Genomic DNA, 12,346 nt, shown 5'->3' on the forward strand with positions numbered 1-12,346 from the left:
CCTCTTGTAAACACTTTTCTTTCATATGTCACAATTCCGTCACATTTAACCATAAAAAATGAATCAAACATTCATTTTTTATCCCTTTTAAAATGGATATTGATGTAAATGTTGTCCTCCATCCATTGTCATGCAAGTTCCATTTATGTACGCCGCTTCATCTGAGCATAAATAATAAGCTAGACCAGCGATTTCTTCTGGCGTACCCAGCCTTCCAAGCGGAACACTTTGTATCGTACGCTTAGCCATTTCTTCTGAAATCCATAATTTATCAGCACCGCCCGTACGTTCAATTGGTCCTGGCGCGATAGCGTTAACTCGTATTCCATATTTACGCCCCCACTCAACAGCGAGCGTCTTCGTCATCGCTAATACCCCTGCCTTCGCTGCAGCCGAATGAATCACTCCTGGACCTGCATCCCATGCATACGTTGCTACCATGTTAATGATATTCCCTTTTATACCTTTTTCAATCCAATATTTTCCGACAGCATGACTACAGTAAAACGTACCGTTTAACACAATATTAATGACTGAATTCCAGCCATTCACAGATAAATCTTCTGCTGGACAAATAAAGTTTCCAGCTGCATTATTTATTAAAACATCAATTCTACCAAACTTCTCATCAATCTGTTCAATCATTTTCTGAATGTCATCCGTATTTCTTACATCCATTTGTACAGGTAATACTTGCCCTGGAAATTGTTCAATTTCCAACTTTGTTTCCTCTAGTTTTTCCTTTGTACGTCCGGTAATAACAACTCGTGCCCCTTCTTTTGCAAAACGAGTCGCCATTCCTTTTCCCATTCCACTCGATCCACCTGTTATAATAACTACCTTTTCTTTCACATACATCCCCTCCAAAAAATGAATACACATTCATTTTATCACTTTATTTAATAGAAATCTTTATATTTTTAAACTTTTCTGATATTTTAACGTAAAGAACTTTCTTTTTATTCATTTTTTTTCGTAATCTATACTACTTTTTTATTATGTAAAGTATATTTTAAATAAACTGAAAGGAGATTTGAGTAGCCTATAAATGGAATAAAAACATTGAGGTATACTCATATTTTTATGAAGCACATTACAAGAAGAAATTTTTTAAAAATTGGTATGCGTACTTGTCTCTATTCATTTATAACCAGTAGCATCGGATACTACTATGCTAAATATATAGAGCCCCATTTCATTTCTTTTACACAGCACACATTAAAATCACAACTCATCCCAAAAAGTTTTCATGGTATAAAAATTCTTCAATTCAGCGATTTACATCTCGGATACTATTTCTCGCTTCAACATTTATCTAAAGTTGTTTCTAAAATTAATGCTGTAAATCCAGATATTGTCCTTTTTACCGGAGATCTCATTGATAATTATCAAACGTATACTGACACTCCTTTCGTTGCATCCATTTTAAAAAATATACAAGCGCCCTTCGGTAAATTCGCTATTTATGGTAACCATGATCACGGTGGATATGGAACTGAATACTATGAGCACATCATGCGTGAATCTGGATTTGAACTATTGCTAAATAGTGAAAAAAGAATTCGTTTAATGGATAATAGTGAAATTTCTATTTTCGGTCTCGATGATATACTACTAGGCAGACCAAAAATAGAGAAAACATTAGAGCATGCACGGCAAAGTACTTATAACATTGTTCTTGTTCACGAACCAGATATCGCGCCCAAAGTTTCTAAATATCCAATCAACTTGCAACTTTCTGGTCATAGTCACGGCGGACAAGTACAAATTCCTTTTTTAGGACCTATTATTACACCATCACTCGCCAAAGACTATATTGAAGGCTTCTATACAATTCAGGATTTAACTCTCTATGTCAATCGAGGCCTCGGAAGAACACGTGTCCCATTCCGTTTTATGTCAAAACCTGAAATTACACTTTTTATACTTCAACATTCGTAATAATTCGCCTATTTTCTTGCATATCCTTTCTTGTACGCGCTCATCCATGTTTCATTTACCATATGATGAAAGTGAGTCCAATAAAGGAGGTATGTTCATGTATCCATATTATCAACCAATCCCAGTCCGTTCAGCACCTATTGGTCCAGTAGGCGACTCACGCTTCTTTCCGTTTTTTGGCGTTCCCTTTCTAGCTGGAATTGCTGGTGGATTGCTCGGCGGAGCATTAGCTTTCGGCCCTCGACCATTTTATCCACCTTATCCACCACCTTTCCCGCCGCCAGCACCTTATCCTTGTTACGGTGGACCATGTCAGCAACCATACTATTACTAGGTTAAAATAACGATTCTTTCAAATATTATTCTCTCAACGAGCCATCTCATTACACGCTTATAATAAAACTATTGTTTCTACTCATCCTTCCATTTTTGGAGCATATGAGTAGAAAAAAGTAAAAACCTCTTATGGGACATAAGAGGTTTTTACTTTTTTTCATTATTCAGCGTCTGTATTTTGATACGCCATCTTAAACAACTTCACTTGGCTATCAATTTCTTCTGTACTACCATTAATAACATAATAGTAATCACCATCTTTATTTTGTTCACGTGTTTTCACATTATCAGCTAATGTAAGCTGTAAAATCGCCTTAATTCGTGCCTTCATTTCAATATCTAATATCGGGAAAGATATTTCCACTCGCTTCTCCATATTTCGCGTCATCAAATCAGCTGAAGATAAATATATTTTCTCCTCCCCATTATGATGGAAATAATAAATACGGCTATGTTCTAAATATCTTCCAACAACACTAACTACACGAATATTTTCACTTACATTTGGAATACCAGGTCTTAGACAACATGTTCCTCGAACAATGAGCTCTACCTTTACTCCAGCTTGTGATGCTTCGTACATTTTTTTAATTAATGGTTTATCTGTTAATGAATTCATCTTAGCGATAATGTATCCATTTCCATATTGCCTATGATAACGGATTTCTTCATCTATTAAATCCATAAATTGCTCTCTTATATCAAATGGAGCAACCGATAAATGATGAAAATGTGGCTTTGTTGTATAACCACTTAAATAATTAAAGAAATTGGTTGCATCAACCCCAAAGTCTTTTCTTGATGTAATATACCCAAAATCAGTATATAACTTCGCTGTTGCATCATTATAGTTTCCAGTTCCGAGATGTACGAACCTTTCAATTTTTCCGTTTTTTCTTCTTACAACTAACGTAATTTTACTATGTGTTTTCAAGTGACTTACACCGTAAATAACATGACAGCCCGCCTGTTCCAATTCTTTAGCCCAATGAACATTGTTTTCTTCATCAAACCTTGCCTTTAATTCAACTAATACCGTCACTTGTTTTCCCTTTTCAGCCGCTATCTTTAACGCCTGAATAATCGGTGAATCACCACTTACACGATATAACGTTTGTTTAATCGCAAGTACATTCGGATCGTCTGCCGCATCACGGACAAAATCAACTACCGGCTGAAAGGATTCAAAAGGATGATGTAATAAAATATCATGCTCAATTGCTTTTTCAAATACATCTTCTTCATCACCTAAATCTTGAGGCGGTTGCGGAATAAGAGCCGGATATACAAGATGTTCATATAAAGGAGCTAGTTTTTTATATAAAGAAAACAAACATGTTAAATCTAATGGACCATCCATTATATATACATCTTCATCTTTTACTTCCAGAACCTCATATAATAACGCTAATACTCTTTCATCAATGTGTTCTTTCCCAACTTCTAAACGAACAGCAGCCCCCCACTTACGCTTTTTTAATTCTTTTTCAATTACCTTTAATAAATCTCTCGCACCTTCTTCATGAATCGTTAAATCTGCATTGCGTGTAATACGGAAACGAGTAACAGATGATACTGTATATCCCGTAAATAATTTATGAGTAAAGCTACTAATTACGTCTTCTAATAAAATAAATTTATGCTTTTGCCCTTCGCTCGGTAAAATTATAAAGCGCTCAAGTAATGAAGGAACTTGTACAATTCCTAACTTCGTCCTGTTTTCTTCTTCCGCTTGCTTCTCATCATATAAAAGAGTAGCTAAATTCAAACTTTTGTTTAATAACATTGGAAATGGGCGATATGCATCAATAGCTACAGGAGTTAACACCGGAAAAATTTGCTCATCAAAATACTCTTCTATAAATTCTCGCTGCTCTTTCGTCAAATCATTGAATGTTAAACGTCCAATTCCCTCTAATTCAAGCGCTGGTAATATATAATTTTTAAATGTATCATATTGTACTGTCATTAGTGCATGGGCTTTTATCGCAATTTTATTTAATTGCTTTTTTGGTGTTAAGCCAGCTTTATTTTCTGGCTGATTAAATCCAGCACTCACTTGATCCTTCAATCCCGCTACACGTACCATAAAGAATTCATCTAAATTCGAACTAAAAATACTAATGAATTTCAATCTTTCCAAAAGTGGATTATTTCCATCTTGCGCTTCTTGTAGTACACGTTCATTAAATGCTAGCCAGCTTAACTCTCGATTATTGTAATAAGCTGTATCATTTAAATCTACTGCATTCCCCTTCGATAATTCCATTCTCTTCACACTTCCCCTTGAAACTTTTTTACTATAATTTAGTTAATTTCATTTTATCAAATTACAATATTACAAAGTGTAAATTTTTCGTAAAGACATCCGTACAACCTAATGTTTTAGTTTAAATAATAAATTAATATTCGTTTTTAATACTCTTTCTAACTGTTTTTTTTGTTTTTCAGCTTGCACTTTTTCTGCTAAGGCTGACTGTTCACATAAAACTTTAAACGTTAATCCCTCTTCGCTTTCTGTTATAGATATGGTATCAACAAGCGATCGTTGCCTTACATTTAAAGCAGCTGAAAATTGTAAAACAGCTCCTAATAGGCGGATTTTTTTTTGTTCACTTTTATCAAACCAACCTTCAAATGGAGATAAATATTGTTTAAATAGCATTTTTGATTTATAAGATGCAATAAGTGCTAACCTCACTCTATCTTTATGCATCATGCCATCAATTGTCTTATTCGCTAATAAATAAAACGTATGTAAACGGCTCGCTTCTTCGTCTATATATTTGCCTATATTAAATACTTTCGCTGCTTGATGGAACACTTCCCAGTCTTTTACTGACATAGAAATAAGCCCTATTTCCTCAAGTTGTTTGCAAATTAGTCTTCCATGTTTAATAAGTTGAATAACAAATTCCATATCCATTTCGTATTCATGTGATAGTAAATGCAAACTTTCTTCAACTACGTTCGGATAATATGAAATCCCCAAATCTTTTGTCAACTCTTCATAGAAAACACCTTCTCTTAATCCTTTTCTACTTAATACAAAGGCCGGTGCCTCTATAACATTAACAAGTGTATGAAATACTTCAACCGCTGGAATTATCGTATCCGCTCGATCTTTTGCCAAGCCTTCCAATTTCTGAAGTTCTATGAACGACAATTTTTCCAATTCATCTTTTACATTTTCAATATCTTCTTCTTTCATCTTGTATAAATGTAATCCTGCTATAGGATAACATATTAAATTTTGATGGATTTTTACTAAGTTCCTCGCACTACCACCAATTGCAATAAGAGGCAATTTCTTATTGATTAACCATGGTAACGTTCGAAATTGAAACTCTAAATACTGTTGCATTCCCTCTAACTCATCTGTAGTAGGAATATCGCCTTTAATAAATTGTTGCTTTAAAGAAAGTGCCCCAAAAGGAAAACTATGGTACTCTAAAATCTCTCTATTTCTAAAGTATGTAACTTCCGTACTTCCCCCACCAATATCTACCGTTATTCCTTCTGGAAACGATGTAGAATTCATAACCGCCAAGTATCCGTAACGCGCTTCCTCATATTCTGATAATACTCTAAGAGTAAAATCCGTTTGTCCTTCAACAAGCTTTTTAATTTCCTCTTGATTCTCAGACTGTCTAATTGTTGCTGTTGCAACACAAAGTACATGATGCAACTGATGGAACCTTGTACTTTCTTGAAATTGAAATAATGTCTGTAATAATACTTCTATTCCCTCTTCATTCAACACACCATCAATTAAGTAATTCCTTAACCTAGCAACCACTTTTGTATTTTCAATCTCTTTATAAAAACCTCCATTTTTCTTTTCATAAATAACTAAACGCATTGTATTAGATCCAATATCTATAATGGCATACTGTTGTTTTAATATTTCTTTCAAACTTCTCACTCTTTCATTATCAAATTTCAAAAACATATTCTATTACTATTATACAAAATAGTTGTTTTTTGTAACAATATTGCTTTAATATTGAAAATATATACAATCACTTTTTGCATATAATAAAAACCTCTTTTATTTATGGTATAATAATGAAAAATTGAAAGGAGATTCAATATGAAACCTTCACAACCACAATCTCAATTACAAAACCAACATTCTATTAATCGACTAGCTCAATCTATTTTCGTTGTGAATCGTCATGCTAAAGCAGCTACTAATCCTAAATATTTATACTGGTTAAAAAAGACAGCTTTAGAACGTTTGATTGCTGAAAAAAAAGCAATTAAAGAAGGATTACATTTTTCTAGAAACCCACGTTTTAGCCAACAACAATCTGATGTCCTTATACGTTTAGGCGATTATTTTTTCCACATCCCTCCTACGAAAGAAGATTTTCGAATTCTACCGCATCTTGGTCATCTTGAATCCTCCTATCGAAATCCGAAAACAACCTTATCTTTAACAGTAGCAAAAAAAACACTTCAAGATTATATTGGTCCTGAAGCATTGAAACAAGAAAAAAAATTAAGTGAACCTGTTCCATGGTATAGTCGTACTTATACAAAAAAATAAAACAGTTTGGCCAAGTGTAGGCCAAACTGTTTTATTTTTTCTCTTCTTTAATTTTAATATTTGCTTGTTTATAAAAAGCTACTTTTTCTGTATTATAAGACTTTGTGAATTCATTAAATTTATCTTTTTCTGACTCAATATCCTTATAAGATTGATTTACTACTTTTACTTTTTCACTAATATCTTTTAATTTAGTACCTTTATCTTGTAACATTGTGTATAACTCTTTTTCTTGTTTTAAAGATTTATTATAGCTGTCATACATTTTATTAAATGAATCGTGTCGTTTCTCATAGGTGCTTTTCACTTTATCAGCTTGATCTTTCAACTTATTATCTTCAATTTTCTTCACATACTTATCAGCTGACTTCACTTCTTCTTGCGCTTTATTTAAAGCCTCTTTTTCTTTTGTAAGTACTTTTTCTCGTTCAGTTGTATTCTTTGCTGCTTGATTCAATTTTTCTTTAACAGTTTGATTATTATCTTTTCCTTCTTGCACAATCTGGTTATATAATTCTTGTCCTTCTTTCTCTAAAGCCTCAAGTTTTTTTGCATCTTCAAACATTGTTTTTTCTTGTTTAGCAGCGTTTTCAAACGCTACATATAATTCTTCTTCTGGTTTCGGTCCAAAACAACCGGCTAATAAAGTCATTGATAATGCAGTTATAATTGCTAATTTACTATATTTCAACATCTCTTCCTCCTATTTATAAACGACCATCGTGTAATATAAAAAAGTTATAAAATATGTAATTGTTCTATACACTCGCATCTTTTTTACGAAGATCATTAATATTGTTTGTACGAATTATTACCTAATATTACATTATTCTTTTTGACGTATTTAGCAGTTCCATATCCATCTTTAAGTATAGTTTTTCGTGTTTTTTAAAACCTGTTCACACTATGTATTACCTTAATGGCCACAGAATTTCACCTCAGTCTTAATAAGACTATAATAGTTCACCTGATAAAAGGTGATCGTTCCGCTCTCACGTCTACCATTCCCTTTCCAGCTTTCTATCAAATAATCTCTTTGTTCATTTTACACAGTACAATCGATATCTCGCAACAACTTACAAATATTCTTTTCATTTCCTAAAAAGGAAAAGTGTAGAGCTTGCTTTCCTCTACACTTTTAAAATAAAACACATTGTGCAAATTGTATTGGCACTACCATCATAATTATATGCTTATTTCATATATTTTTAAAGACTTTTATTACAAACGCAACGTTTTTTGTAATAAAAGTCAAAAAAATGTTACAAATAAAACTTCTTCCTATCATATATCTTCAAATCAAAGCTTCACTCATTTTCTTGCAAATTTCTATACTGATACAATTGATTTTGCGACTTTCTCAACAGTTCTTCAAACGTTTTCCCTTCTACTGGATAGCTAGCTGCTCCAAATAAAAGAGTGACACTGAGTAAATCACCTTCTATTTCACTTTCAATATTTTTCATTAATCTGTTTGTTATTGTTGATGTCTCATGACCATTATCAATTGCTACAATAACATACTTATTTTCATCCCACTTTGTAACAACATCTCCCTTCCGAATTGTCTTTACAATGGTACTCTCTAATTTTTGTACTAACACTCCCAATTTTTTTTCTTGCAACGTGTCTTTTAATCCTTCCCATTCTTTTACAGAAAGAATGTAAACCGTAATATTACGGGAATCTCTTTCAGATAAAGCGGCTACTTTCCCAAAAAAATCAACAACAAAATCGTTGCTTGCCATTCCTCCTACTTCCACATTCATACGCTTGTTCGCTCTTTTATCGTACCAATGTCCAAAATAATAACTTAGTATCATTTGCAATATATAAATAATAAAGACGGTATAAAATGATCGTGAATCCAGTTTTGCAATTACATCCTGAAGTGCAATCCATTCTGTAACTGCCACTGTATTTCCAAGTAATAATCCACTAATTTTCCCTTTATGTTTCATACTTCTCCCCCTTTTATACCAATATATGTTTCTATATCAATAATGTTTTTCTACAAAATAAAAAATGTACATATGCAATGTACATTTCTGCTTAAGCTTGTATACCTTTCCTACTCTATTTCATATATATAATATATAACTTTTATAGAAAGGAGTAATCTATATGCTACAAAAAGAAAATCTATCAGATGCTATGCGTTTACTAGCTGGTTTTCTATTATCATTAAAATTATTATTTACCTCTTTCGGCATACACTTTATTACAAACGATCAAATCGACGCTATTGTTAATGTTGTTTCATTTTTATTTATTCTATACTTTGGCTACAAAAATAACTATGTAGGAAAAAAAGGAATAGAGCAAAAGAAAATACTCAAAAAACACAACCTTCACTAAAAAAAGGAACCTTTTGTACAGGTTCCTTTTTTTCATTGACGCACAACAACTTCATTTGTTTGCAGTGGACCATATGATATCTCTTTATCTTGAAATGTATATGTAGCCTGAAAGAATGCTTGTTTAAGAGCTTTATCTTTATTAGCTTTTATTTTGCAACGTAGTTCCACCTTTTCATTCGGTAACAAATCATCAATTCGCCACCTTACAAGCTGGAATAAAAACTCACTTATCCCCTTATCAACTTTTAAAGAATTAGGAATATAAGCAAAGTAATCTCGAATCATATGACTTATAACAACTCTCGAAATCATTTCTACCCCTTTATTTTCCACTTCAATTCGCATAATAAGTATGTCGTTTACATCGTAGGTCAATTCATACGAAAATTGTTCTGTATACATACTACCAATTTGCAATGTAACGGCTACTTGAGGAAATTCATTTTCCTTTTTCGATCCGTCAATCCACAATACTGGTTGTAGCGGTATTGAATACTTTCCTGTATCCGAAATTCGTCCCCATATTTTCATAATATATATTCACCTCATTTCAGATGTACCATACACACAATGAATTCCCCAACTTACTAAAGCTTGCTACAAGTAATGTTTAATATTTCTCTTCCTTTTATCCTATTCGACAATATGAAGAAAAAACCATTTTTCATCTATTAACAGAAGGTGTTCTTTATGAAATTTTTTTACAATTTACTTCATTTCCTTTATAGCAATATTCGTATCGCTCACTCGTTCTCTACTCATATGAAAGAATATTTTGACGGAAGAAAAAATTTGCCTTATAGTCAAATTTGACTATAATATTCTTTATGGCATATTAGTGCACTTATGGAAAAGAAATTAAAATCAACTATACATTTAAATTTTTTATCCACTGCACTCAAAACTTAATATAGTTTACTTATTTCTAAAGGAGGGTTATATTTGGAAACTCAACCATTAAAAAAAGACACCAACAAGACAAAATTTGTTGTTGCTGGTTTGCTGCTTGGTATATTAATGGCCGCAATGGATAATACAATCGTTGCAACCGCAATGGCAACAATCGTTGGAGACCTAGGAGGCTTTGATAAGTTTGTTTGGGTCACATCAGCTTATATGGTAGCAACAATGGCAGGGATGCCTATCTTTGGGAAACTTTCTGATATGTACGGGCGGAAACGTTTTTATATTGGGGGCCTCATTCTTTTCTTATTCGGTTCTGCGCTTTGCGGAACAGCTTCAAGTATTGAGCAATTAAGTATTTATAGAGCTATTCAAGGTATCGGTGGTGGTGCCCTTATGCCTATCGCCTTTACAATTATGTATGATATCTTCCCACCAGAAAAACGCGGGAAGATGACAGGGCTATTCGGTGCTGTTTTCGGGACATCTAGTGTATTCGGTCCTTTATTAGGTGCTTATATTACAGACTATATAAGTTGGCATTGGGTCTTCTATATCAATATTCCATTAGGACTTATCTCCTTTTTCTTCATTACTAAATACTACAGTGAGTCTCTAGAATTTAGAAAACAAAAAATTGATTGGGCTGGTGCTATTACACTTGTCATAAGTATCGTTTGCTTAATGTTCGCATTAGAACTTGGTGGTAAGGAATATGCCTGGAATTCCACTGTAATTATTGGCTTATTTACAACAGTAGTTATTGCGCTTATTATTTTCTTCTTTGTAGAAAGAAAAGCAACCGAGCCTATTATTTCGTTCCATCTATTTAAAAAACCTTTATTCGCAGCTAGTCAAGGAGTTGCCTTTTTCTATGGTGCTGCTTTTATTATCTGTACAGTTTATATTCCAATCTTCATTCAAGGCGTTCTTGGAGGTTCGGCCTCTAATGCTGGATTAATTTTAACACCAATGATGGTTGGTTCTGTAATTGGAAGTCAAACAGGAGGACAATTAGCTTCTCGAACAAGCTATCGTAACATTATGATGGTATCTGGTGTCTTCTTCGTTCTTGGTATTTATTCATTAAGTACTTTAACAATGGACACACCTCGTTTACTCGTAACACTATTTATGATTCTCGCTGGGCTTGGTGTTGGCTTCTCATTCTCAGTATTAAGTATGTCTTCTATTCACAAGTTAGAAATGCGAGACCGCGGTTCGGCGACATCAACAAACTCATTCTTCCGATCACTCGGTATGACTCTTGGTGTAACGATTTTCGGTACAATTCAAAATCATATTTTTACAGATAAACTAAACTCTGTGTTCCCCCCTGAACTAGCAAAATTAGCTCCAAAAGGCGGAGACACAAGTTTCTTATTATCACCAGGCGCTACCGCAAAAATTCCTGCTGAAATATTAGCGGGTATTAAAGAAGCTCTCGCTACATCTATTGCGAACACATTCTTCTGGGCACTCATCCCGGCTGTACTAAGTGTTATTTGTATTTTACTAATGGGAAATGAACGCCTCTTTACAGGCCCTAAAAAGAAAGAAAAACAAAAGCAAGTCAGTTAATATAAAAAAGAAGCGGCATATCCCTTTATGAAAAAGGATATGCCGTTTATAATATGTATAAAGTTTTTATATACAGGAGTTGAGACAGCATGAGCATGAAATTAGTCATTCTCGGCTTGCTACTCGAAGGAGATAAACATCCATATGAAGTGCAGCATATTATGAAAGAACGACAAATGGATTGTTATATTAAATATGCTAAAGGATCACTTTATTACGCTTTCGAGCAATTAGAAAAGCAAGGCGCAATTCACATTACAAATGTAATTAGAGACACAAACCGACCTGACAAAACGATTTTTCATATAACAGAAGAAGGCAAAAAACTATTCCACACTTTACTATTAAAACAATTCGAAGCAAAAAACCAAATATATAAACCTATTTATTCAGCCTTATCTTTCGCTCACTTTAGCAATGATCACGAATTAGTTCCTATTTTAGAAAAAAAGAAAAACGACACTCTTCAATATTTACATACTATGCAAACGATATATGATTGTAATAAAGGAAAGGTTCCACGTGCACAACTATATATTTTGCAAAGTGTAATTGAGCATATTACAGTTGAATTACAATGGCTAAACACCCTCCTTAAAGATGCTATAGCAGGCCGACTTTCAGAAGTTGTTATAGATGAAAATTGAGCTATGAAAGAAGACATCTCTACTTC

Annotated in this window: 12 protein-coding genes; 6 read left to right on the forward strand and 6 right to left on the reverse strand. The window is 33.3% G+C overall.

The window, feature by feature from the left end:
* Positions 1–87: 87 nt before the first annotated feature.
* Positions 88–852, reverse strand: a complete 765-nt coding sequence (fadH, locus tag ACS2FK_RS01555) for a 2,4-dienoyl-CoA reductase (RefSeq protein ID WP_000660913.1) — start codon at positions 850–852, stop codon at positions 88–90.
* A 231-nt stretch (positions 853–1,083) separates the two neighbouring features.
* Between fadH and ACS2FK_RS01560 the strand changes: the two genes are divergently transcribed.
* Both ACS2FK_RS01560 and ACS2FK_RS01565 read left to right on the forward strand, forming a co-directional pair.
* On the forward strand, positions 1,084–1,941 hold the full coding sequence (locus ACS2FK_RS01560; protein ID WP_063549364.1) for a metallophosphoesterase: 858 nt from the start codon (positions 1,084–1,086) through the stop codon (positions 1,939–1,941).
* A gap of 97 nt (positions 1,942–2,038) precedes the next feature.
* On the forward strand, positions 2,039–2,275 hold the full coding sequence (locus tag ACS2FK_RS01565) for a hypothetical protein (protein WP_000283738.1): 237 nt from the start codon (positions 2,039–2,041) through the stop codon (positions 2,273–2,275).
* A gap of 162 nt (positions 2,276–2,437) precedes the next feature.
* Here the strand turns inward: ACS2FK_RS01565 and ACS2FK_RS01570 are convergent, their stop codons facing one another.
* Positions 2,438–4,546: a polyphosphate kinase gene (locus ACS2FK_RS01570; protein WP_063548519.1), complete on the reverse strand. Its 2,109-nt coding sequence runs from the start codon at positions 4,544–4,546 to the stop codon at positions 2,438–2,440.
* A 108-nt stretch (positions 4,547–4,654) separates the two neighbouring features.
* Complete coding sequence (locus tag ACS2FK_RS01575) at positions 4,655–6,229, reverse strand: Ppx/GppA family phosphatase (protein ID WP_063548521.1); 1,575 nt, start codon at positions 6,227–6,229, stop codon at positions 4,655–4,657.
* A 141-nt stretch (positions 6,230–6,370) separates the two neighbouring features.
* On the opposite strand from ACS2FK_RS01575, the gene ACS2FK_RS01580 reads away from it, so the two are divergent.
* Positions 6,371–6,829 carry a YkyB family protein gene (locus ACS2FK_RS01580; protein ID WP_000804864.1) on the forward strand — a complete coding sequence of 153 codons (459 nt, stop codon included), beginning with the start codon at positions 6,371–6,373 and terminating at the stop codon, positions 6,827–6,829.
* Between the two features lie 31 nt (positions 6,830–6,860).
* On the opposite strand, the gene ACS2FK_RS01585 is transcribed toward ACS2FK_RS01580, so the two are convergent.
* Together ACS2FK_RS01585 and ACS2FK_RS01590 are read right to left on the reverse strand one after the other, a co-directional pair.
* On the reverse strand, positions 6,861–7,523 hold the full coding sequence (locus tag ACS2FK_RS01585; protein ID WP_000922465.1) for a YkyA family protein: 663 nt from the start codon (positions 7,521–7,523) through the stop codon (positions 6,861–6,863).
* Between the two features lie 613 nt (positions 7,524–8,136).
* Positions 8,137–8,790, reverse strand: a complete 654-nt coding sequence (locus tag ACS2FK_RS01590) for a diguanylate cyclase domain-containing protein (RefSeq protein ID WP_053563727.1) — start codon at positions 8,788–8,790, stop codon at positions 8,137–8,139.
* Between the two features lie 163 nt (positions 8,791–8,953).
* Here ACS2FK_RS01590 and ACS2FK_RS01595 point away from each other — a divergent pair, with 163 nt between their 5' ends.
* Positions 8,954–9,187, forward strand: a complete 234-nt coding sequence (locus ACS2FK_RS01595) for an SPP1 phage holin family protein (RefSeq protein WP_000939446.1) — start codon at positions 8,954–8,956, stop codon at positions 9,185–9,187.
* A 32-nt stretch (positions 9,188–9,219) separates the two neighbouring features.
* Here ACS2FK_RS01595 and ACS2FK_RS01600 read toward each other — a convergent pair whose 3' ends face one another.
* Positions 9,220–9,720, reverse strand: coding sequence for a hypothetical protein (locus tag ACS2FK_RS01600; RefSeq protein WP_063548523.1), 501 nt, complete (start codon positions 9,718–9,720; stop codon positions 9,220–9,222).
* 411 nt (positions 9,721–10,131) lie between these two features.
* On the opposite strand from ACS2FK_RS01600, the gene ACS2FK_RS01605 reads away from it, so the two are divergent.
* On the forward strand, positions 10,132–11,673 hold the full coding sequence (locus ACS2FK_RS01605; RefSeq protein ID WP_053563725.1) for an MDR family MFS transporter: 1,542 nt from the start codon (positions 10,132–10,134) through the stop codon (positions 11,671–11,673).
* Between the two features lie 89 nt (positions 11,674–11,762).
* Positions 11,763–12,320 (forward strand): PadR family transcriptional regulator, encoded by a 558-nt coding sequence (locus tag ACS2FK_RS01610; RefSeq protein ID WP_063548525.1) that lies wholly within the window; start codon positions 11,763–11,765, stop codon positions 12,318–12,320.
* The last annotated feature ends 26 nt before the right edge of the window (positions 12,321–12,346 follow it).

The organism is Bacillus cereus group sp. BceL220 (assembly GCF_051776965.1).
GTDB lineage: Bacteria > Bacillota > Bacilli > Bacillales > Bacillaceae_G > Bacillus_A > Bacillus_A cereus.

Excerpts from the sequence above, each read along its gene's own strand:
- ACS2FK_RS01600 (WP_063548523.1), bottom strand. The coding sequence starts at position 9,720 with ATGAAAATATGGGGACGAATTTCGGATACAGGAAAGTATTCAATACCG.
- ACS2FK_RS01595 (WP_000939446.1), top strand. The coding sequence starts at position 8,954 with ATGCTACAAAAAGAAAATCTATCAGATGCTATGCGTTTACTAGCTGGT.
- ACS2FK_RS01610 (WP_063548525.1), top strand. The coding sequence starts at position 11,763 with ATGAGCATGAAATTAGTCATTCTCGGCTTGCTACTCGAAGGAGATAAA.
- ACS2FK_RS01580 (WP_000804864.1), top strand. The coding sequence starts at position 6,371 with ATGAAACCTTCACAACCACAATCTCAATTACAAAACCAACATTCTATT.
- ACS2FK_RS01565 (WP_000283738.1), top strand. The coding sequence starts at position 2,039 with ATGTATCCATATTATCAACCAATCCCAGTCCGTTCAGCACCTATTGGT.
- ACS2FK_RS01590 (WP_053563727.1), bottom strand. The coding sequence starts at position 8,790 with ATGAAACATAAAGGGAAAATTAGTGGATTATTACTTGGAAATACAGTG.
- ACS2FK_RS01570 (WP_063548519.1), bottom strand. The coding sequence starts at position 4,546 with ATGGAATTATCGAAGGGGAATGCAGTAGATTTAAATGATACAGCTTAT.
- ACS2FK_RS01560 (WP_063549364.1), top strand. The coding sequence starts at position 1,084 with ATGAAGCACATTACAAGAAGAAATTTTTTAAAAATTGGTATGCGTACT.
- ACS2FK_RS01575 (WP_063548521.1), bottom strand. The coding sequence starts at position 6,229 with ATGTTTTTGAAATTTGATAATGAAAGAGTGAGAAGTTTGAAAGAAATA.
- ACS2FK_RS01585 (WP_000922465.1), bottom strand. The coding sequence starts at position 7,523 with ATGTTGAAATATAGTAAATTAGCAATTATAACTGCATTATCAATGACT.